Source organism: Candidatus Thiodiazotropha sp. AKIB8, from assembly GCF_058244675.1.
In genome coordinates, this window is the sequence record NZ_JBSYOO010000046.1 from 59,851 (window position 1) to 81,875 (window position 22,025).

Annotated in this window: 21 protein-coding genes; 10 read left to right on the plus strand and 11 right to left on the minus strand. The window is 48.8% G+C overall.

Annotated elements, in window-relative coordinates; translation table 11 throughout:
* Positions 1-50 precede the first annotated feature (50 nt).
* On the plus strand, positions 51-1,022 hold the full coding sequence (locus AC4IFB_RS15975; protein WP_490776606.1) for a TAXI family TRAP transporter solute-binding subunit: 972 nt from the start codon (positions 51-53) through the stop codon (positions 1,020-1,022).
* Between the two features lie 76 nt (positions 1,023-1,098).
* Here AC4IFB_RS15975 and AC4IFB_RS15980 read toward each other — a convergent pair whose 3' ends face one another.
* Positions 1,099-1,839: a DUF481 domain-containing protein gene (locus tag AC4IFB_RS15980; RefSeq protein WP_490780697.1), complete on the minus strand. Its 741-nt coding sequence runs from the start codon at positions 1,837-1,839 to the stop codon at positions 1,099-1,101.
* A gap of 14 nt (positions 1,840-1,853) precedes the next feature.
* On the opposite strand from AC4IFB_RS15980, the gene AC4IFB_RS15985 reads away from it, so the two are divergent.
* Entirely contained in the window at positions 1,854-4,415 is a 2,562-nt protein-coding gene (locus AC4IFB_RS15985; protein WP_490780698.1) for a TRAP transporter permease, read from the plus strand.
* A 55-nt stretch (positions 4,416-4,470) separates the two neighbouring features.
* A complete protein-coding gene (gene sbcB / locus AC4IFB_RS15990; RefSeq protein WP_490776609.1) occupies positions 4,471-5,907 on the plus strand; it encodes an exodeoxyribonuclease I in 1,437 nt (478 codons plus the stop codon).
* 12 nt (positions 5,908-5,919) lie between these two features.
* Here the strand turns inward: sbcB and AC4IFB_RS15995 are convergent, their stop codons facing one another.
* The gene (locus AC4IFB_RS15995) at positions 5,920-7,068 is read right to left on the minus strand and encodes a GGDEF domain-containing protein (RefSeq protein WP_490776610.1); all 1,149 of its coding nucleotides are present in this window, start codon (positions 7,066-7,068) and stop codon (positions 5,920-5,922) included.
* Between the two features lie 97 nt (positions 7,069-7,165).
* Between AC4IFB_RS15995 and AC4IFB_RS16000 the strand changes: the two genes are divergently transcribed.
* The gene (locus AC4IFB_RS16000) at positions 7,166-7,306 is read left to right on the plus strand and encodes a hypothetical protein (protein WP_490776611.1); all 141 of its coding nucleotides are present in this window, start codon (positions 7,166-7,168) and stop codon (positions 7,304-7,306) included.
* Between the two features lie 169 nt (positions 7,307-7,475).
* On the opposite strand, the gene AC4IFB_RS16005 is transcribed toward AC4IFB_RS16000, so the two are convergent.
* Together AC4IFB_RS16005 and AC4IFB_RS16010 are read right to left on the minus strand one after the other, a co-directional pair.
* Positions 7,476-7,760 carry a hypothetical protein gene (locus AC4IFB_RS16005; RefSeq protein ID WP_490776612.1) on the minus strand — a complete coding sequence of 95 codons (285 nt, stop codon included), beginning with the start codon at positions 7,758-7,760 and terminating at the stop codon, positions 7,476-7,478.
* A 44-nt stretch (positions 7,761-7,804) separates the two neighbouring features.
* Positions 7,805-8,452, minus strand: coding sequence for an ankyrin repeat domain-containing protein (locus AC4IFB_RS16010; protein ID WP_490776613.1), 648 nt, complete (start codon positions 8,450-8,452; stop codon positions 7,805-7,807).
* A gap of 219 nt (positions 8,453-8,671) precedes the next feature.
* On the opposite strand from AC4IFB_RS16010, the gene AC4IFB_RS16015 reads away from it, so the two are divergent.
* From AC4IFB_RS16015 to AC4IFB_RS16025, 3 genes are all read left to right on the plus strand, one after another.
* Positions 8,672-9,064, plus strand: a complete 393-nt coding sequence (locus AC4IFB_RS16015; protein WP_490776614.1) for a hypothetical protein — start codon at positions 8,672-8,674, stop codon at positions 9,062-9,064.
* 90 nt (positions 9,065-9,154) lie between these two features.
* Positions 9,155-10,747, plus strand: coding sequence for an NAD-binding protein (locus AC4IFB_RS16020; RefSeq protein ID WP_490776615.1), 1,593 nt, complete (start codon positions 9,155-9,157; stop codon positions 10,745-10,747).
* Positions 10,747-11,475 (plus strand): potassium channel family protein, encoded by a 729-nt coding sequence (locus AC4IFB_RS16025; RefSeq protein WP_490780699.1) that lies wholly within the window; start codon positions 10,747-10,749, stop codon positions 11,473-11,475. Before AC4IFB_RS16020 ends, AC4IFB_RS16025 begins: the two co-directional genes overlap by 1 nt.
* 35 nt (positions 11,476-11,510) lie before the next feature.
* Here the strand turns inward: AC4IFB_RS16025 and AC4IFB_RS16030 are convergent, their stop codons facing one another.
* A complete protein-coding gene (locus tag AC4IFB_RS16030; RefSeq protein WP_490776617.1) occupies positions 11,511-11,864 on the minus strand; it encodes a hypothetical protein in 354 nt (117 codons plus the stop codon).
* A 135-nt stretch (positions 11,865-11,999) separates the two neighbouring features.
* On the opposite strand from AC4IFB_RS16030, the gene AC4IFB_RS16035 reads away from it, so the two are divergent.
* Positions 12,000-12,920, plus strand: a complete 921-nt coding sequence (locus AC4IFB_RS16035; RefSeq protein ID WP_490780700.1) for a DUF3108 domain-containing protein — start codon at positions 12,000-12,002, stop codon at positions 12,918-12,920.
* 8 nt (positions 12,921-12,928) lie between these two features.
* Here the strand turns inward: AC4IFB_RS16035 and AC4IFB_RS16040 are convergent, their stop codons facing one another.
* The 4 genes from AC4IFB_RS16040 to AC4IFB_RS16055 are packed head-to-tail and all read right to left on the minus strand — an operon-like array spanning position 12,929 to position 16,379.
* Positions 12,929-13,702 carry a hypothetical protein gene (locus tag AC4IFB_RS16040; protein ID WP_490776619.1) on the minus strand — a complete coding sequence of 258 codons (774 nt, stop codon included), beginning with the start codon at positions 13,700-13,702 and terminating at the stop codon, positions 12,929-12,931.
* Positions 13,699-14,568 carry a sterol desaturase family protein gene (locus AC4IFB_RS16045; RefSeq protein WP_490780701.1) on the minus strand — a complete coding sequence of 290 codons (870 nt, stop codon included), beginning with the start codon at positions 14,566-14,568 and terminating at the stop codon, positions 13,699-13,701. Before AC4IFB_RS16045 ends, AC4IFB_RS16040 begins: the two co-directional genes overlap by 4 nt.
* Positions 14,569-14,619: 51 nt before the next feature.
* Complete coding sequence (gene nadA / locus AC4IFB_RS16050) at positions 14,620-15,684, minus strand: quinolinate synthase NadA (protein ID WP_490776621.1); 1,065 nt, start codon at positions 15,682-15,684, stop codon at positions 14,620-14,622.
* Positions 15,685-15,698: 14 nt separating this feature from the next.
* Entirely contained in the window at positions 15,699-16,379 is a 681-nt protein-coding gene (locus AC4IFB_RS16055; protein ID WP_490776622.1) for an NUDIX hydrolase, read from the minus strand.
* Between the two features lie 226 nt (positions 16,380-16,605).
* Between AC4IFB_RS16055 and AC4IFB_RS16060 the strand changes: the two genes are divergently transcribed.
* Both AC4IFB_RS16060 and AC4IFB_RS16065 read left to right on the plus strand, forming a co-directional pair.
* Positions 16,606-17,472 (plus strand): HDOD domain-containing protein, encoded by an 867-nt coding sequence (locus tag AC4IFB_RS16060; RefSeq protein ID WP_490780702.1) that lies wholly within the window; start codon positions 16,606-16,608, stop codon positions 17,470-17,472.
* A 12-nt stretch (positions 17,473-17,484) separates the two neighbouring features.
* Positions 17,485-18,666 (plus strand): sensor domain-containing diguanylate cyclase, encoded by a 1,182-nt coding sequence (locus AC4IFB_RS16065; RefSeq protein ID WP_490780703.1) that lies wholly within the window; start codon positions 17,485-17,487, stop codon positions 18,664-18,666.
* A gap of 2 nt (positions 18,667-18,668) precedes the next feature.
* Here the strand turns inward: AC4IFB_RS16065 and AC4IFB_RS16070 are convergent, their stop codons facing one another.
* Together AC4IFB_RS16070 and AC4IFB_RS16075 are read right to left on the minus strand one after the other, a co-directional pair.
* The gene (locus tag AC4IFB_RS16070) at positions 18,669-20,057 is read right to left on the minus strand and encodes an integrin alpha (protein ID WP_490780704.1); all 1,389 of its coding nucleotides are present in this window, start codon (positions 20,055-20,057) and stop codon (positions 18,669-18,671) included.
* Between the two features lie 204 nt (positions 20,058-20,261).
* Positions 20,262-21,779, minus strand: coding sequence for a dynamin family protein (locus AC4IFB_RS16075; RefSeq protein WP_490776626.1), 1,518 nt, complete (start codon positions 21,777-21,779; stop codon positions 20,262-20,264).
* Positions 21,780-22,025 lie beyond the last annotated feature (246 nt).

The window sequence follows — 22,025 nt, forward strand, 5'->3', positions numbered from 1 at the left end:
CTATCGATGGTAGGTATCGATTGAATCAGATAATAGCGAATTATTAAAAAATGAATGTAATTGGAGGAAGCATGAAAAAGGTTCTTGGACTCGGTCTGTTGCTATTGCCGTTGCTCAGTGTCAGCGCTGAGCAACAATTCATCAGTATTGGAACAGGTGGTCTTACCGGGGTTTACTATCCCACTGGTGGTGCGATCTGTCGGCTGCTGAACAAAGGCCGGAAAACGCACGGTATTAGATGCTCTGTTGAATCCACTGGGGGTTCGATCTTCAACCTCAATACGATCGCAGCGAAGGAACTCGATTTTGGTGTTGCCCAATCCGATTGGCAATATCATGCCTATAATGGCAGCTCAAAATTTACCAAACAGGGCGAGAATAAGAGTCTGAGAGCGGTTTTTTCCATCCATAGTGAACCCTTTACAGTGATGGCTCGCAAAGAGAGTGGTATCGAGGCGTTTACAGATCTTAAGGATAAAAGGGTCAATATTGGCAATCCAGGATCGGGTCAACGGGGCACAATGGAAGTTTTAATGGAAAAACATGGCTGGAGCAAGCAAGCGTTCAAACTTGCCTCAGAGTTGAAGGCGACCGAGCAGGCCAGAGCCTTATGCGATAATAAGATAGATGCCATGGTCTATGTGGTGGGGCATCCCAATGCCTCGATTAAGGAAGCTGCGACCGCCTGCGATACCCGACTTGTCTCAGTTAAGAGTGAATTAGTTGAAAAGCTGATTGAAACCACACCATATTATGCACCGGCTTCCATACCTGGAGGGATGTATCAAGGGAGTGAATCTGATACCCCCACCTTTGGTGTCAAGGCAACCCTGGTCTCATCTGAGCATGTGGATGATGAGGTGGTCTATCAACTTGTAAAGACGGTGTTTGATAACCTGGATAAATTCCGCAAACTCCATCCGGCTTTTGAGCATCTTCAGGCCGAGGATATGTTGCAGGGTAATAGCGCCCCTTTTCATGATGGCGCAATACGTTATTACAAAGAAAAAGGGTGGTTGTAGTAGAGGGAATCGCAGGGTTAAGGTGACTCTCCTTAAACCTGCTAGCGCGGCAGGGTGCGGCCCTGCCGCACCACACTCATATCTGCCATATCAATGATAGATGATAGGTGAAATCGTTTTTCTCCTGCTCATCACTTGCGCTGCTGTCGTATTCGTTTTTCAATCCGAGCTTAATCGCCAGATTGCGTGCTTCAGACATTTTCATGGCCCAGTTTATTGTTGTCAGGTTTCTGTACTCTCCAGTCTCGTCAAGGTCGGGATAGAAGGCATTTGAAAATTCGAATCTCTCGTGTTCTGAGATGATCCAACCCAGGTCGAGGCCAAGTAACAGTTCTGGTGTAGAGATATCCTCACCGTCACCCCGGCTGATAAAGCCACCCAAACCAGCTCGGCTGGCAATATCCCAGCTTTCATTCTTGATGTGTTGATAGCCGATACCACTGGAGGCTGATATACGATCATCCCAATCCTTGAACTGATTCCAGTCATACCGACCTTGCATGTAGGAGAACCAGGGGATACCAGGCCAGATCCACTCTCTTTTCAGATCTGCAAAGAAGCGATTGGCAGAAACATCTCCATCACTTTTTGCGCGGTCATAAGCTGTTGAAAAGTTCCAGGCTTTTTCCAGATCAGTGTATTCGGTACTAAACCCAAGATGAATATTCATGGTATCGCTGTTTCCAGATGCGCCGTTTAAGCCCATTTCCAGCTGATGTTTCCAGGGCTTGGCGGCTGTTTCATCAGCGATGGCGGTCTGACTCAATACTGAGCTGATTAAGAGTGTTAGAGTAGAAGCAAGTGATTTGAATCGCATTGTTTAGATTAGCTGTGAGTTGCAGAGATATGGTGCAGAAGAATAACCCAAATCAGCTGGAAATGGTCGAGGCTGTTGAATATGGTGGGAGGCGTCCCACAGGATTGACCAAAAAAATAGTCATGGGGACAGCGTTGAGTTGGGCACTGTTTCAGCTTTGGGTTGCCTCCCCCTTGCCTTTCAGTATTGGGTTTGGTGTATTTAATGACACAGAAACCCGCTCAATACATCTGGCATTTGCGATCTTTTTAGCCTATCTCTTTTTTCCCTTCAGACGCCATATCAGCCACGAAATCCCTTTAATTGACTGGTTGCTTGCGATCGCTTCTGCCTTCTGTGCGGCCTATCTGTTCCTCTTCTATGAAGCCTTGGCAGAGCGTGCTGGTGCCCCGTTATCGGTCGATGTCGGGGTTGCTGTGTTGGGTGTGTTACTACTGCTGGAAGCAACTCGTAGGGCCTTGGGTTGGCCATTGATGCTGATCGGAACCTGTTTTCTCGCCTACACCTTTGCTGGCCCCTGGCTGCCTGACCTATTGGCACATAAAGGTGCATCTTTGGAGCGGGTAGCTTCCCACCAATGGCTCTCAACCGAAGGGGTTTTTGGTGTTGCTGTCGGGGTCTCGGCAGGATTTGTCTTTCTTTTTGTCGTATTTGGCAGTCTGTTGGAGCAGGCTGGAGGAGGGCACTATTTTATTCGAGTTGCCTATGCGCTTGTGGGGCACCGAAAAGGGGGGCCGGCCAAAGCAGCGGTTCTGGCTTCCGGTTTAACCGGGATGGTTTCAGGCTCTTCCATTGCAAATGTTGTCACCACGGGCACCTTTACCATTCCTTTGATGAAAAGGATAGGCTTCTCCGCTGAAAAATCCGGGGCAATAGAGGTGGCGGCTTCAACCAATGGACAGATCATGCCTCCAGTGATGGGGGCAGCAGCTTTTCTCATGGTGGAGTATCTCAATCTCTCCTATCTGGAAGTGATCAAACATGCCTTTTTACCCGCCGTGCTGAGTTACATTGCTCTGCTCTACCTGGTCCACCTGGAAGCTGTCAAAGCCGGTATGCCTGCCGGGACTAAAGTGCATCAAGGCGGCATAGGTTCCCGCTTGCTGCGATGGGGGCTTACCCTTTCCGGTGTCGCTATCTTTTTCATGTTTGCCTATTGGCTGATCGGGATGGTTGATCAGCTGTTTGGTGAATATAGTTTCTGGGTAAGCAGTCTATTAATCCTGCTGTTTTATGGGCTGTTGATCTACGGCGAAGTGCGATTTGGATTGCGCCATAAGGATCAGGAATCATTTGAAGGCTTTACTCCAGGTCAGGCAGTGTTGGGTGGATTGCACTTCCTACTGCCTATTCTGGTGTTGGTCTGGTGTTTGATGCTGTTACGTCTCTCGCCCGCTACAGCGGTTTTTTACGCCATATGTTTGATGATGGTGATACAGCTCACTCAGCAAGCTCTGCGAGCACTCTATCGGGGTGGCGCTGTGGTGCAGGGGCTGAGGGAAGGCTCTATTTCACTGATTACCGGATTACAGAACAGTGCTAGAAATATGATTGGCATTGGTGTCGCCACAGCCACTGCAGGTATTGTTGTGGGTACAGTCAGTCTGACCGGCATTGGTCAGGTGCTGGGGGAGTTGGTTGAGGTTCTCTCTCTGGGATCGGTGACACTGATGTTACTACTCACCGCATTGATCTGCATGATTCTCGGCATGGGATTACCGACAACAGCCAACTATATTGTTGTGTCGACTCTAATGGCTCCTGTGATTGTTCAATTGTCTGCTTCCCATGGGCTTGATATTCCACTGGTTGCGGTGCATATGTTTGTCTTCTACTTTGGAATACTGGCAGATGACACGCCACCAGTTGGATTGGCAGCCTATGCCGCTGCAGGTATCTCAGGTGGTGATCCTATCCATACCGGATTACGCTCATTCTTCTACGATATCCGTACCGCCATTCTGCCCTTTATGTTTATTTTCAATACCGAGCTGTTGCTGATTGGTGTGGAAGGTGTTGTGGGTATTGTTATGATCGCTCTGCAGGGGATGATAGCCATACTGCTCTTTGTTTCCGCAACCCAAGGGTGGATGATAGTTCGAAATCGCTGGTGGGAGAGTCTGCTGCTGTTAGTGATTGCGTTCTCTCTGTTCCGCCCCGACTACTGGCAGGGGCAGTTTTTCCCTCAAGCGGTATGGCAACCGGCAAAAGATATTGAGCACTACATTGAAGATCTGCCTCAAGGTGAGAGAGTGAGCCTGCAGGTCGAGATTGAAGAGGAGAGTGGGACGCTTATCTCCAGGGATGTGGTTTTGACTCTACCAGAGCGGGGTGATGAAAGGCCTCTGCAAGCCTTGGGATTTGATACCGAGATTGAGGGTGATAGTCTCAGAGTGGTGGACATAGGTTTTATGAGTCCTGCTGAATCAGCCGGCCTTGAGGCGGGTTACACACATCAAATACAAGGCTTCTATAAACCACAGAAACAACCTGATCGGGCATGGTTCCTGATATTTCCTTTGGTTCTGCTGGCCTTTGTCTGGCTGGGTCAACAGCGGCGAAAAGGGGCTTCTTGATGCAAACCGGACAAGCGATTAAGGTGCCGGATAGACAACAGTAAGGGAAATATAGATGTCATTCAGTTTTTATTGGCATGACTATGAGACCTGGGGTGCTGATCCACGTCGGGACAGGGCCTCTCAGTTTGCCGGAGTACGTACCGATGAGGCGTTCAACCCGATTGGAGAGCCTCTAGTCATCTACTCTAAACCCAGTGATGATATGTTGCCTCAACCGGAGGCATGTATGATCACCGGGATTACGCCTCAATATGCTCAACAGCGGGGCTTGATCGAAGCAGAATTTATCCGCGCCATCCATCATGAGTTGGCGGCGCCGGGTAGCTGTGGCGTCGGCTATAACAGCCTACGTTTTGATGACGAAGTTACCCGGAATACCCTCTATCGGAATCTATACGATCCCTACGCAAGGGAGTGGCAGAATGGCGCTTCCCGCTGGGATATTATCGATATGGTGCGCGTGACCCATGCCTTGCGACCAGAAGGTATTGAGTGGCCGAAAAACGATCAGGGTGTCACCAGTTTTCGTCTTGAGGTGCTTAGTGCTGCGAATGGTATCGAGCATACTTCAGCCCATGATGCGCTGTCCGATGTCTATGCCACCATTGGTATGGCAAAACTGATTAAACAGCGTCAACCTAAGCTCTATGACTACCTGTTTCAGAGTCGTTCCAAGCAGGTGATTGCCGAGCGTTTAAATTTGCAGAGTCGTCAGGCTGTACTGCATGTTTCCTCCATGTACCCGGCAATACAGGGGTGTATTGCAATGGTAATGCCGTTACTGAGACATCCAACCAATCCGAATGGCGTCATTGTCTACGACTTACGCTTCGATCCTGAGCCTCTTCTCGCTCTAAGTGCCGATGAGTTGTATGAGCGTCTCTTCACCCCTAAAGAGCAGCTCCCGGAGGGTGTGGACCGGCTGCCATTAAAAACCATACACATCAATAAATGTCCGGTCGTTGTTCCATTGAATACTTTGACACCAGAGGCGGCTGAGCGCTGGCAGATCGATTTAACCCAAGGGGAGTTGTACAGACAACAACTGCTTATAGCGGATGAGTTAATAAAAAAGATCGAACAGATCCATAGTCGACGTGAGTTCGATCCAATTACAGATCCTGACCTGGCGCTCTACTCCGGTGGATTCTTTTCCAGAGATGACCGACAACGAATGGATAGGATCATCGGCAGTGATCCATCTGAATTGTCCACTTTCCCATTGCTGTTTGATGATCCCAGACTAGAGGAGATGTTGTTTCGCTATCGGGCAAGAAACTGGCCTGAACTACTGAATGAAGAGGAGCGAAGTCGTTGGGATGAGTACCGTCAAGATCGTCTATTGTCGGAGGAGGGAGGGGGTAGCATCATTCTGGAAGAGTATCTGCAGATACTCGACAGACTGGAGTCGGATTCGGAGTTGCCTGCGGATAAAAAGGCACTGGTGCCACAATTGTTGGCCTGGGCTGAGCAGGTTGCTCCACTATAGCCAATGGTCGGATCAGTGAATTGTCGTGGAGTCAGGAGCTGAATATTCCAGTTCACAGCCGTCGACATGTAAAATACCACCACGTCCATGTTCTGTTTTACTTCGATACATCGCTTTGTCGACAGATTCGATCACTGATTCCAGATCTCTGCCATGATCGGGATACTTACCCATTCCGATGGTGATACTGAAGTCGATCTTACTCTTCCTGGCATAGTCATCAATCGCCTGGCGGATACGTTGGGCCACCAGTTCACCACCTTGATTTGTAGTATCTGGAAGCAGCAGCAGGAACTCATCACCGCCATAGCGTGCCACCAAATCTTCGCTACGTAATATGCTTGCAATGCTGTCTGCTACCGCCGCCAGTACTTGATCGCCAATATTGTGACCATGGGTATCGTTGATGGCTTTGAAGCCGTCCAGGTCGGCGAATAAGACAACTACCCCATTCCCAAGCTCATCAGATTGGAATAGAGATGCAGAGCGCTCAATGAGGGCGCGCCTGTTAAGTAGCCCGGTCAAGGCGTCGATGTTGCGTTCGTGGGCAAGTTTGGTACGGGCAACCTCTATCTTTGCTGTCAGCGAGTAGGAGTAGAGCACAATGATCGCAAAGAAGAGAAGAAAAAAGATGGCACTGACTGAAAACAGGTTCACATAGTCAAATAAGCGTAGACTGACCACCACTATTGCCGCACTGAGGCTGCCCACTACAGCTTCACCGAATAGTCTCAGGCCATAGCGCATGCCATTGCCCAGGATGACCATCAGATAGACCAGAAAACCTGGTGAGCTGATCGTGGTGTCAGCCAGAACAGCAAAAGAAGCCATGGCAATATCCACCCACATAGTAAGGCGTTGGCGCCAGGGTGCGTGAGGTTCCCGTGAGGCGTGGTGCATGAAGTAGAGAATCTCCAGGCTAAACAGCCCGAAAACCAGATTGACCACCGTAAGGTTGGTCCAGTCGCGTATCTGCTCCTCGCCGCCAAAATTGAAATAGAGCACCGCCAGGAGACAAAACAGCAGTCGAGTCCAATATTGGGTGCGCTGGTCCTCCCAGGACATCCAGTTTTCAGTATTGCGTCGGTCTATCTGGTCTCTGCGACGCTCAATACCGGAGCGGCGATTATTTGCAGTCTGACCTCTATTAGTCTGGTTCACACCCTTACCTTATATTGCTTCTCCATGCGCTGTGCCACGACTATGAGTTTAGTCGCCATGAAGTGAAAGTCCAAAATAGATGAGGAGTTCAAGATTCTTGCAATCATACATCTACAAAACAGACAACAGAGAAAACCATCAATTCAAGGTGTTACTGTCTGCTACTGTTCTTGGAAAAATGGCTGAATGGCCCCGGATTCCTGATGCATTGGAGGAGGATGTACTCAGTCGCTATTAAGAGCGCCGAACCCACTGAACATCTGTGTGATTATGAGAACTGGCGGAGCTCTTTCATAGATTGCCAAACCGACCTGGGTCCGGTTTGGCAATGGTTGCGTTCTTGAATACTGAATTATCGATAAGTAGGGCGCAGCTGACAGCAGATCGCCCCAATAATCGTCCAGGATCTACGCTTCAGACCACTTTTGCAACGCATCAATAATGCCTTTTGCCTGATCTTTGCTGGAGATATTGAACTTGCTCTTCTGCATATATTCACCGTTACGTTTTTGGTAGCGGCGGATGGTGTATTTATCTGCGCTGTACTTTTCCTTGGCCCGGTCCCAATCTTGAAAACGGAAGATAATCGTGGTCCAAGCTCCTTTGGAGAGTACAACTTTGTCTAACTCTTTAACCACATCGATGCCGTCTTCTGTGTAGTTGATTGTCAGCTCTTCAGGTGTTGATGCCATAGTAGTGCGTAAATCCCATAAGTTATTGAAATAAAATGAATCCGTTAGCGACTCTCAGGGGCGCCAAACTGTTTTAGAATTCTAATGATGTCCTGGTTGTCTCGCTTTATTGCTAATTCCAGAGGCGTCAGTCCATCCTGGTTGGTGATCTCCAGACTAGCTCCTCTGTTGATCAGGTACTTTGCGGTAACCCGCTGTTCATTGAGAATCGCTGAATGGAGCGGAGTATTACCCTTATCATCAAGATTGTCGAGGGATGCACCATGTTTGATTAAAAAACTGATTACCTCCCGATCGGCGCTACCCAGCGCAGCAGTTATATGAAGTGCGTTGTCTGGATCCAGTTTGGCACCGCTCTTCAGCAAATACTCCGCTATGATTGGGTTTCGTGCGATCAGCGCATAGATGAGGGGGGTATGTCCCTGCTCATCAAGTGCTTCCAGGTTGGCCTGATGTTTGACCAGGATTCGACTCATCACCAGGCTGCCTTTTCGGGCGGCAATATGGAGCGGGGTCAAACCATCTGCACCCGCCTGGTTAACATCGGATCCCCAATAGAGATTTCGCTCCAATTGATCGATATCGCCTATATGTACAGCGCGGGAAATATTGATTGTCGGCTCCGGCTGCTTGCTGCAACCGAACAACAGAATCAAACAGAGACTAAAAATAGTTGGGAATTTATATAACATATCTATGGATAGTAAATCCTTCACCACTTAAGCTGCAAGCATCGTGATTATATTCAGTTTGAGATCTGCCATCACTGTACTCACTATCGTTAATCATTTAGGATCGGTTAACAACGTGTTCTGGGTAAGGCTTTTTTAGCCTGATATCCAGAATCGACGACTAACCTGGATCTCTAAAACGACCAATTGCTGAATAGACCATATATATGAATCCCGATTGTGTTTAGCAAGATACTACTGACACTGGCAGTGATAGGCGTGGCGTGGCTTGTGATACGCCAGCGCCAGCAACGAATGTCGGATATTCCTCAGCACTCTCCTCCAGCTCTCATGCCCGGGTCATCGAATAGGCCGATCAAATGGCTGAGCTATGGGGTTTTGGCGCTGATGCTGAGCGCAAGTCTCATATATTTTGGTTTGGATATCCAGCAGGGTTACCGACTTGTAACTGTTAAAGTCATCGATGCTCAATCTGGCAGAAGCGTGAGCTACATTGCGAGACGCAAAGATGTGGACGATCGCTATTTCATAACACAGGATGGTCGCGAGATCCTGGTGGCAGAGGGTGAACGTATTGAGCTTTCGCCCCTTGATGGTGAACACCTTCCCTGACTCTTTGACGCTGCAGTCTCCAGGATTTAGCTTCTCTGCCGATAGATCCAGAGAACAGATTCTTTACCCTTGGTGGAATTTTCAGCGCTTATGTCCTTTGCTCATCAAGTCATAAAATATTGCTATATTCTAGAAGATTCAAGCCGTTATAAAAACCTCAAAAGCGCGGTATTCAATCTTCTGCAGAATCCCAGGGCACCGATTCGCCCCTATTTCGATATTTTTATGATTATGCTGGTTCTGCTGAGTGTCTGGCTGTTGATCTATGAGGTTAAAAACGACCTGGGTAACCTGGGTGACATGATTGAGATCGGGGCGGTCACTATATTCGTCATTGAATATCTGTTGCGATTCTGGATATACAACGACAGCCATCGGGTGATTATCGAACGTTATGAGCGGGCAGAGTTCATCAACGAGCCCTTTCATGTCGGGTCTGCAATTCGGCATGCTGTACTCGGTAAGTTGAGGTACGCCATCCAGCCACTGGCGATTATCGATCTATTGGCGATCATTCCAAGTTATCGTCCCCTCAGATTCCTGAGAATCTTTCTACTGTTCAGATTGTTCAAACTGTTTCGCTACACCCGTAGTATCAGTGAATTCGTAAAGGTTCTGTCTGAAAAACGAATTGAGTTGGTGACCCTATTCATTTTTATGGCGTTCATCACCTTCACCGCCGCTACAGCGATCTTTTTCTTTGAGGCTGATCATGAAGGTACTCAAATCGAGGGCTTTTTTGACAGTGTCTATTGGGCATTGGTTACCATGTCGACTGTGGGGTATGGTGATATCACGCCGCACACCACAGAAGGTCGGGTAATTTCTCTGGTTTTAATCATCGCCGGTCTGGGGGTGATCTCATTTTTTACATCAATCATCGTTTCGGCATTTGGTGAGAAGATTCATGAGATACGGGCTCACCGGGTCTACTCAGAAGTGGAACGGAAGCATGTTGATACCCTGGTCTGTGGTTTTGGCCGTGTGGGACAGGTCGTTGCCGAGCGGCTGGCGGAGGATAAGCGATCCTTTGTGGTTGTGGATCCGCTTGAAGAGAATATCAGACTTGCCAAGCAGCGCGGTTATTTAGCAGTGCTTGGGAATGGAGAGGATAACGATCTTCTATTGAGTGTGGGTATAGATACCCGCATCAAAAGACTCCTCTGCTTAACCGGGGATGATGTTGTGAATGTCTACATTACCCTGATTGCACGACAGGCCAATCCCGAAATTGAGATTGTCTCCCGCTCAAATCACCGGGAAAACGTGAATAAGCTCTATCGCGCAGGGGCAACTCACTGTGTTGCGCCCTATGAGGTCTTTGGTTTGATTGCAGCTGAATATGCAGGTCAACCGGTAGCTTTTGAAGCGGTATATGGGTTACTGACCAGACAGACCAGTGAGGGCATCGAAGCAGTACGCATCAAGCCGACGAGTTCCCTGGTTGGACAACGTATGGATGAGATCGATTTCAAGCAGAGAAAACTTACCCCATTTGGTGTGATTCGCGAGGGTGAGTGTGAGACTGATGAGGCGTTGGGTCATTTCAATTTGAAGGGGCGTGGCTTTTACTTTAATCCTAAAGGTGATTTCACTCTTATGGCTGATGATCTATTGGTATTGATCGGCCATGAATATAGCGTTATTCATCTGCGTGAATGTCTGGAACGGGGGGTCTTGTAGTGGGAAGACGAGATACCTTGATATTCGGTTGCAGTGCTTTGGGTCATGAGGTGGCGATGCAGTTATCCGATCGTGACATAGAGGTCTACCTCTACAGTAATAACCTGGATGAGGTTGGTTCACTGCTGGCGAAAGGATTGCAGGCAGGTGTGATCGACTATACGGATGACGAAAAGCTGTTGGGTATCGGCATTGGGGATTGGGTGAAAACAATTTTTTGTCTCTTTGCCGAAGAACCAAACAACCTATTTTTGACTCTATCGGCTCGGGCACTCGATCCCGATTTGAAGATTGTATCTGTGTCGGAATCTGTTGAATCCAGTAAACGACTATTGGCTGCAGGGGCAACAAAGGTGATAGACCCCTATGAAATCAGTGGCCAGCGGGTGCATGAAATCATTGAGCGACCCTATCTGGTTGAGGTGCTTGAAAACACGCTATTTGGTAAAGCAATCGATATTGCAGAAATTGAGATTCCTGAGAAATCGGTGCTTTCCGGTATGCAGTTGAGCGATTTACAATTGGAGAAACGCTATAACCTGATTGTGCTGGGTGTGGTTGATCTGGAGTTGGGGAATCAGCTGATCTTTTCCAATAGTGGTGTTGACCACCGGCTTGATGCTGGTGATATCCTGGTTGTCATAGGCCATGTGAATGAGATCAGCCGCTTAAGAGAGGGGGTGTTAGGCAATCAGCCGGAACCCTTAAGCGGTTTAGATGATCAATAGGTATGTGGCGAGCAGGTATAGAACTTACCACTAGATCAGGCTGGTGCACTTGCCAGTAGATTAGCTAGCGGCTTGGTAACTTGCGCTAATTGAGCTTCAGCGGCCGATTCTGGTGAACTGGTAATCTGTTGTACCAGCGTATCCAACAGCGAACGTGCCTGCTGTGGTGTGGAGATGGCGGCAGCTGATGCAGTGCGGGATGTTTCCATTTCATAGAGCTGGCGTGCATTGTCGATATCAACGGTGGATCGGCTACTGGTTGAAGCCTGGGTCTCTTGTACGGACTCTCTGCTGCTTCCTACCTGTTCCGATTTTGTCTCGGCACTGGACTGGCTGGATCTATCTGTCGCGGTTTGAATGGTTTTTTCGCTGTTGACAGGGTTTATCATGACTTTTAATCCTCTCGAGACAAAAAATTGACGCTTAATGCTCTGGTTTACTAAGTTATGCACTATTCTGCGAGAAACGTGCCAACAGGGCTTTGTCGAGTATAGTCAATGAGGGGGCGGCAAACACACCAGGGGATGATTCTGCGAATTGAAGCCCTATTTATGACCTTGATACTTTGGGGGACGAGCGCCGTAGTTGGGGCTGCAAGTCAACCTATGCTTGGCGAAAACCTGGAGTACACGCTGAAGTTCCGTGGCCTGATAACTGGCTATGTGGAGCTGGATATCGCCAAAATGACCTTAGAGGTCGAACAGGATATGGGTGAGGTGTTTGATTCTCCAGCCTATATCACTAATCTGCAAGTCACGACTGAACCCTATTCGAAAGCTGAGATGCTCTATCCAGTTCGACTCAAATACCGGAGTTGGTTGGATGCTCATAAACTGCATCCCTTAATCGCAGTCAAAACTCTAAAAGCAAGGGTCGAGCGAGAGGAGTTTTTCTTGTTCGACCGGAAATCGGGACAGGCCTTTCACTATCAGACAGGTGAGGATGAGGTGGTTGAGCCGGAAATTCCCCCGCTACAACTGCGACCGGTAACCACACTCACTCAAACAGAGTGGAGCGCCCTGACACAGACTCAAGCCATCGAGATGAAGGGAGAAGATGCTTTAGACTACATGGGATTGATACATCGTTTGCGAGGCATGCCACTTGAGAGTGGGAGTCCAATAGAGTTTTCCACATACAACGGCAAGGAGATCGAGTGGTTCCGAATTGATGTGAGTCGTGAACGTCTACTGCGGGCGGGTTGGGATCGAGAGACCTTCAAGCTTAAGTTAAGGGAGATCGACCCGGAAAATGGGGATCTAGGTGAGGCGGTGCACCTTTGGATGAGTGATGATGATCAACGCCTGCTGTTGCGTTTTTATGCTGAGCGAACCTTTGGCGCCATGGAGGGTATCCTGGAAACAGGTCGTCCTGTGGATCAACAGCAGTCCGAAGGGCTCTCCGATGCTACCAAGTCATCAATGGAGACCTATCTGGATTTCTGAGCCGATGGCTAGTCTTCTGATATCTTAAATTGTGCCTTTCCCTGGCTCTCTTTCTCATCCCCTTCGATAATCTTCAGATGATCCAGATTGGGTATAGGGGCAGCCTCCACTGGGGTTTGGCAATCCTCCAGGCTACCCTGATTGGCGGCTGAGAGTGAGAGATCGTTGGTGTCGATGATTGGCGGCTCAGGCGGTGTCTGGTCGTCCAGATTGTCATCTGAGCTATCCAGTTCCAGGGCAGTTGTGTCTATTTCGAGGGGTTCTGGCTCCTCTGTTTCATCCAGTAGAGCGCCTGGCTTGGTCAGGTCGAGAGCGCTGATATCGGGTATCTTCTGGGGGGCGGTCTCGGTTGTACAATCTGACAGGTCGAAACCCTCATTTGAGGAGAGGGGGTAGTCCGGAGCAATGATCTCCCTATGAGGGGGCTCTTCAGGAACCTCAAGCGGGCCATCTGCCAGGGTGAGTGTCTCCGTTGTAGCTGCAGTGGGGGCGGTCTGAGTCTGCTGAGGACGAGCAGCTGCTGGCGGTTTAGGGAGTGGTGCAGGTTGACCTGCGGGTACGATATCCACGAGTCCTCCAGCATCCCGGAAGGCAACACGGAATTTTATTGCCCGATCCATGTCGACGCCCCGTTTAATCGGCATAGGCTTACCGCTGAAAAGACGCTCCAACCGATCCCCTTCCAGTTTGAACATGGCGCCGATCTTGCGCTTGACCTTTTCTGGATCACTGTCTTTGAGCAGTGCACCCGAAAAGTAGACGTCATAGGTCTCTAAACTCACTGACTATCTCCTTGGTTTGGCCAGGATCTATCTTGAATATTATACTCGTCACTTCCCTGGTGATCCTTTAGAAAAGGTAGTCTCAGCATACCAGGCAATTTTGTGATCAGGTTTGGGTTCTGCAAAGATCCAACCCCGATTTTCATCTGTTGATGACCAAGCTGAGGCTGCGCGATATAGGTGCCCATGAGTCGATCCCAGATAGATAGGTTAAATCCAAAATTGCTGTTGGTCTCCTTTGGGATAACCGAGTGGTGAACTCTATGCATATCCGGTGTCACAACCAGCCAGCGTAAGATCCGGTCGAGTCGTGCTGGAAGGGATACATTGCCATGGTTGAACATCGCCATACTGTTTAAAACCACTTCAAAGATCAACACCGCTATCACAGAAGGGCCCAGCGCTGCGATGGTGGTGATTTTGATCAACATTGAGAGCACTATTTCAATTGGGTGAAAACGGGCGCCTGTCGTCAGATCGTAGTCTGGATCGGCATGGTGTACTCGATGTAGACGCCACAAAGCGGGAATGGCGTGCACCATCACATGTTGCAGATAGATCACCAGATCCATCAGAATAACTGCAATCACCACACTCAGCCAGAGCGGAAGGTTGACCTCATTCAGCAGTCCCCAGCCCTTTTCCTCGATGAATGCGGCAAACCCTACCGCAGCAGCAGGAAAGAGAAGACGCAGTAAAAGAGTGTTGAGGATAACAATGCCGAGGTTTGAGCTCCAGCGGCGGCTTCGGGTAAAGATAAGCTGGCGACAGGGTATGAAAAACTCCCAAACTGCCATGGCTGCAAAGATAGCAACAAAGATACTCAGGCGAATTGTCAGTTCATACTCGAGAATGAAGTCAGTCATGGTCTATTAATTATATATGAGACATTAGCAGTGAATGACTGTAGTAGAAAATCAGGCATTGCCTTTATCCTTCATACCGATACCTTGTTGAGCTGCGAAGTCGAGCATGCGTTGTATGGGGATGACAGCCTGTTCACGTAGCTCAGGATCTATCTCAATCTGATTTGCACCAGAGTCCAGAACCCGATTGAGGTTCTGTAGTGCATTCATGCCCATCCAGGGGCAGTGTGCACAGCTGACACAGGTCGCTCCTTCACCGGCGGTTGGTGCTTCGATGAGCGTCTTCTCCGGAGCCATCTGCTGCATTTTGTAGAAGATGCCCCCGTCAGTGGCAACGATGAACTCCTTGTTATCCATATCGGATACCGCTTTGATCAGAGCTGTCGTCGAACCGATCACATCGGCTTGTTGAATTACATTTTCCGGAGATTCCGGATGCACCAATACAGCAGCATCGGGATGCAGACGCCGAATACGTTCCAATGCAACAGCCTTGAACTCTTCATGTACAACACAGGAGCCTGGCCACATCAGCATATCTGCACCTGAAACACGCTGCACATAGCTACCCAGATGGCGATCAGGGCCCCAGAGAATCTTTTTGCCCTGGGATGCCAGATGCTTGACGATTGGCATTGCTATACCAGAGGTAACCACCCAGTCGGAGCGAGCCTTGACCTCTGCGCTGGTATTGGCGTAAACCACCACGGTATGTTCGGGGTGAGCATCGCAGAAGGCACTGAACTGATCTGCAGGGCAGCCTTCATCCAGTGAACAGGTTGCATTCAAGTCGGGCATGATAACCCGCTTTTCCGGATTGAGTATCTTGGAGGTCTCACCCATGAAGCGAACCCCGCAGACGACCAATGTTTCCGCATCCTGGGCTGCACCGAACCGGGCCATTTCCAGAGAGTCGGCGACACAACCTCCACTCTCTTCGGCTAGCGCCTGAAGGTCAGCATCGGTGTAGTAGTGCGCAACCAGAACCGCATTTTGCTGGCTCAGTTTCTCTTTAATCTGAGCTTTGAGCTGCAGTTTTTCCTGCTCTGTCAGAGTTGGCCACTGAGGGTGTTCAGGGACCTTGATATCAGGCAGTTTCAAAGATTCAACATTCATGAAAATCTCGTTATCTATTTGATGATCTCAACCTGTGTCGGGTTGATGACTTGGTAGTTTTTTGCAGGACGATGATTTCCCAGGCGGGAATATTCACCTGTCTCACGGATAATGTTACGGGCAAGAATGCCTTTACGAAAATTTCGTTTATCCAGGTTTTCGTTCAACAGGACTTCATAGACAGACTGCAGCTGGCTCAGTGTAAAGCTATCCGGGAGCATCTGAAATGCAATCGTAGTGTAGCCCAGCTTGGCAATCAGGCGTTTTCTTGCCCTATCGATAATGTCAGCGTGATCAAATGCCAGGTCAGGTAGCTTGTTGATGGGGAACCATGCGGTTTTGGCTGCATCGCTGGATGCCTTAGGGCTCAGATGATCTGAAGGAGTTAGGGCAAAGTAGGTAACGCTGATTACTCTTTCCCGTGGATCTCTAAGCGGGGCACCGAAAGTACCGAGCTGCTCCAGGTAGACGCCTTCAATACCGGTCTCCTCGTTTAACTCACGTTTAGCACAAGCTTCCAGGTCTTCGTCGATATCAAGAAAGCCACCCGGTAGGGCCCACATACCCTGAAAGGGGGGGTTTTTCCTCTCTATCAGCAGTACAGACAGGATATTCATCTGGATGGTGAATAGTACAACATCAGTAGTCACTGCTGGATGTGGGTAATCGTAGTTGTATCTCTTCTGCAGATTCATCTCAAAACTGTGTCGCGAAAAAATTGACCTTGCTCTGTTTTAGGTCAGATAAGGAGTCTCACAAAGGGGGCTGATATGGAGAAATGGTACACTTGTTAGTGTATTAAGTACACCATCACAGAATTGAAAGCCTTAGTTAAATAGAGGGTTAAAGATCAAGCTTTTGTCGCCGCTAGAAGTGTAAGGATGAAACGACTACTTCAACCCTGACTATTACTATAAATCTATGCAAACGGCCCAACAAGCGAAAGAACAGATTCTAAAGCTGCAGCATCTGCCACCACTTTCAGCGACTGCTACTCGCCTGCTTACTCTATTGAGTGAAGAGGATCTGGCGCTGAATAAGCTGGCCGAGGTCATCAATCAGGATCCGGGATTGGCTGCCAGGATTCTGGGGCTTGCAAACTCTGCCTATTTTGGACAGCAAAATCCTGTGCTCAAGGTTGAGGATGCCATAATCCGCGTATTGGGGCTGAACATGGTAAAAAGTCTATCTTTCAGCATTGCGGTGAGCGGCGCCTTCGATATTTCCGGCTGTCACCATTTTGATTTAAAACGCTACTGGCGTGATTCCCTCTATTTGGCCACCCTTGCCAGGCAGCTCTCACTCAAGAGCACTATGGATGATCGTTCAGACCCGGATGCAGTCTACTTGGCAGGACTACTATTAAATATTGGTGTTTTGGTGCTGGTACACGTTTTTCCTGAGCTATATGGCAAAGTCATACAGATTTCGCGTCAGCAAGGTAGTGATGCAGATATTATTGCGCTGGAAAATGAACATATAGGCATCAATCACTGTGAGGCTGGTGCCTGGTTAGCTGATAGATGGCATTTGCCAAGTCTGATTGTGGCTGTGATTTCACAGATGAGTCAACAGGTTAGGGATGAACATAGTAAAGAGGTTATCCTGGTCGGCGCTGTCTCCTGCTGGCTAAACCACACTGATGAAGATGGAGCACTGGTTAAGCAGTGTAGATCAATACTATCTGATTGTTGTGGATTGTCAGCAGAATCGCTAGACCATATCAAGGCAGGTTTTTTGGACAAGGAAGATGAGATCAAATTAATTGCCAATTTGTTGGCGAGTTGACAGGAGCGTCAGATGGATCTTTCGTTTAACCAGACCTCGATGGACTTAAGAGAGCGCTTCTTCAGCTTACTGGATTCCCTATCTGCCCTGAGGGCACTTTCTCAAATAAATATTGAACGAGTCACTGAAGACGAGTTGCTGGCTAAGGCCTTGGATGAGCTGGTGCGGTACCAGAATATCGACAACTGCTCAGTATTTCGATTGGAAGATGGGGTGCTGAATTGTGTGGTCGGGCGAAGCATGGTTGAGTCCCATGCTGAGATCATCGGCACAGCGAATGCTAAATCTCAGCAACAAACTATGCAGTTCAAGTCGGGTGAGGGCATAGTTGGGGTAGCTTATGCCACAGGGCAATTGCAATACTGCAGGGATTGTGGCCAGAGTCATGATTTTATAGCTCACAGACATCAGGGATCTGAAATGCCCGGCTCATTGATCAGTGCGCCGATAAAGATGGGGGAGTTGGTTCTTGGTGTGCTCAATGCTTCACATCCGATGCCGGAGTATTTTGAACCTTGGCAGCAGCATACTTTAAGTCTGTTTAGTAGCTGCTTGGGGCAGATTATATACAACCACCGTATGCTGCATGAGCTGGAGTTGCTGGTTGATCAGCGAACAGATGATCTTGCTAAGGCTCTCGATGAGGCCAACAGACTGCGCAAGCGTTATCAGCAGCTTTCAATGGTTGATGAGTTGACCGGTTTAAATAACCGACGCTACTTCTTTAATGAAGCTGAAGCGCAATTGTCACGGGCTATTCGCTCGGAGCAACCTTGTAGTCTGATGCTGATAGATGTCGACCACTTTAAGCGAGTCAATGATCAGTGGGGGCATTTGGTTGGTGATCAGGTTTTGGCTGCTATATCGAGGATATTGTTAGAGGAGGCTCGAGGTGGTGATCTGGTTGCCAGGGTTGGTGGTGAAGAGTTTGTGATCCTTTTGCCAGAGGCAGGGATCGAAGGCGCAGATCTGATGGCGCAGCGAATTCAAGAGCGCTTGACTAACCTTGAGACCGGTGGCGTTCGCCCTAATGTTAATTTAACGGTCAGTATCGGTATCACAGGGTTGCCGAAAGATCCTGATCAAGCATTAACCCCTGGCCAACTGGTAGACCAACTCTACTCTCAGGCGGATCAAGCCATGTATGACTGCAAGCGTGATGGACGTAACCAGAGAAAGCGCTTTCAGGGTTGATATTACTGATTCAGCGATGATAGCGAACCGAAGATGATACCCTCACTGGTGTCATAGTGTGTTTCGGTTGGCCCTAAAAAGAGAATCCAGGTGGCACCCTTATTGTTGCCGCCACTATCATCCAAACGGGCACCCACTGCCAGATCCGTATGGTCATCACCATTGAGATCACCAAGATTGGCTAAAGCACCGCCAAACTGATCCCCATCATTGAGGCTACCATCAAAATCCCCTTCAGTGTCTGAGATTTTCGATGCAGAGACAATTTCACCGTCGCCTTGCATGAACAGTACCCATGCAGCGCCGCGATCACTTCCACCATCGTCACTCTGTTTTGCGCCGACGATAAGATCATCGTAGTTATCATTGTTGAGGTCACCGATGTTCACCAGGGCACTGCCAAATTGATCGCCGTTACTGAGTTGATCCTCAAAGCCCCCGCGGTTATGCGAAATTCTTTTTAATGAATCGACAGTACCATCGCTGTTCAAGAGGAGAATCCATACTGCACCGCGATCACTGCCACCATCATCGTTTCCACTGATACCAACTGCAAGGTCTGTCACGCCGTCACCATCGAGGTCACCGATGGCAGAAACAGCACTGCCAAAATGGTCCCCATCCTCTGGATCCCGCTCGAGGTTTCCTTCTTCTGAAGAGATTTTCTGGGTTGCACTGACAGTGCCGTCGCTATTCATGAAGAGAATCCACACCGCGCCCCGGTCAGTGCCGCCATCGTCATCATTGGGTACGCCGACAGCGAGATCATCTATGCCATCATTGTTGAGATCTCCGATATTGGCCAGTGCGTGACCGAATTGGTCATCGGTATCAAGATTTCCTGTGAATTGACCTGCATCTTCTGAGATCTTCTGATGGGATTCCACGCTACCGTCGTCTTTCAGAAACAGCACCCATAGCGCACCATGGTTTGTGCCGCCATCGTCGTCCATAGGGGCGCTGACAACAATATCTTTGAAACCATCATTATTCAGATCGCCAACTGCCGCAATAGCGCTGCCGAACTGATCATTATCATCCAGGTCGCCATCAAAATCCCCCTTGTCACTGGAGATCTTTTGCTGGTAATCGACTTGACCATCATCGTCCAGAAAAAGCACCCAGACAGCACCGCGATCTTGGCCATCGTCATCATCGTAGGGGGCGCCAACAGCGAGATCGATGACGCCATCGCTCTCCAGGTCACCAATATTGGCGACAGCAGCTCCGAATTGATCTCCATCATCGAGATCCCCAGAGAATTGACCGCTGCGATCAGAAATTTTCTGATCAGATTCGACTTCCTTGGTATATGTCTCTTTGCAACCGGAAAGGATTATTATCAACCCAAGGGCCATAGCAAAGAGGGTAGGTAGAGGATATTGTTTCATATCGTTCAGAAGCCATTCAGTTCCATTGTAGTTTCATCATAGACTCTATCACGATGAGCGCAGTTCGTAAGCAATATAAGAACTGTGCGAAGCGTCACGATTATAGATGAGAGGGTTGCAGCTCCATCGTAACGAACACAGACAAAGCTACCAACACAAAGGGTGTCCGGGCTACACCCTTTGCATGGCATGAAAAGAGATCTGTCAGGCAGAGCCCGTTGGGTTCTCTTGTGGTGTTTCACTCGCAGTCATTGTCTCTTCCTGGGACTCTGCAGCAAGGAGCTTCTCACTGCCTGAAGGATTGGTAAATTGATCATTCAGGGTCTGGATATAGGTATCGGTTGTCTGCACTACATCTTGCAACTGTTTGCGGGATTTTCTTCCCCAGCCAGCTGGCTTTTTACTGAAAATAGAACGCCAGGGTTTTGTGCTACGAATAAAAGCGCCGACCGGATTACTCTTTAAACCCAGCTGAGATGCCTTAGCCCGAAGACCCTTCAGTAGCGATCGAGATGCAAGGCCACGAATGGTGAAATGGATTGCGCCTAAAGCAATCACCAGCAAAGCCAGGAGTGCCCAGGGGAGGATTTTATTGGCGTCAGCAGCGAGCCAGGGTGGCTGAAAACTGAAGCCCTGCCAATACCCAGCATTGATCGAGTAGATCAGCAGCGCAAAAAATAGGCCGCCCATGATAACTGCATCACCGATAAGAACCCTTTTTCTCCATTTGTCGAGTGTGGCGGAGATCAGGGGTACACATCGTTCTTCAATATCTCTGGCGGTCTTCTCAAGTGCGCCTACAATACGATAGGCGCGTTCGATCTCAACCTCCTCCATGCGGCTGTGGATTTCACTCAGATCGATATCCCGTTTTGTCTCATATCGTTGACGAAGTGCTTCGTCTTCAATAGGCACAGCAGCATCAGGATTATAGACAGCATAGAAGCGGCCGGCAGTCAGGCCTCGCTCGCCAAGCGCCCTTTGCCAGGCGGCAATTACATCCTCAGGATTGTTCTCCCTTGCGGTGGTATCTATCTGATTCAGTATATAGAGGAATTTCCCCGTATCATTACGATGAATGGTTCGCTCTATGAGATGGCTCAGGGTGTCTTGCATAGCCCCCGGTTCAGGGTGGCGGGCATCAAAAAAGACCAGCACCAAGTCAGATAAGTCGATGATATGGTCGGTGATACGCAGCGTGGATGTACGCTGGGCATCTGCATCGAATCCGGGGGAATCGATCAGTATTTTGCCCCGAAGTTTCTGACTGGGGCAGGTTTTGAGCTGTAGATAGGCATCAATTCTATCCCCTTCACCTTTGGCAACCTTTTCTATCTCATCCGACATCTGATAGAAGGGAAATCTTGGATCAGAATCCAGGGCAACGCCAGGCAGTGCGTGTGCCGTGGCCTCTTTGCTGTAACAGATGACTGTGAACTTGTCATCCACGGCCTGGTTCCCTGATCGCTGAATCTTGTCGCCAATATAGTGATTGATAAAAGTTGATTTTCCCGCCGAAAAGGTTCCGAGGATCGAAATCAGAGGCCACCAGGGGATCTGGGTTGCAAAAGAGCTGTCACCCTCCATAAGCCCCATACGGAAAGCGACTGCGTCGAGTACTCTAAAGCTTTGCACTGTGCTGAGGAGAATAGGGTTTTCCTGTTCCAGGTGGGTTTCAAGGTGTTTGAGACGTGCCTCTATGACCTGTCCTGCTGGATGCATGTTTTTCTTGCTCCTCTATAACGAATGTAGATTTTATCCGGCAACATCAATTGTTTCGATCAGCAATAATCTGTCAGAAACCAGAGAATTATTCTCTATTCAATACTATCAAAATGTCAGCTGCTTCAAGAATATAGTTACTTTGCAATATGTGGATAGACAAGAATAGCCGGTAGTGGCGGCATATTCTTTACCGACAACATTCGTGAAGCCTTACTAATCAGACCTTGTGAATATTGTCCGAGC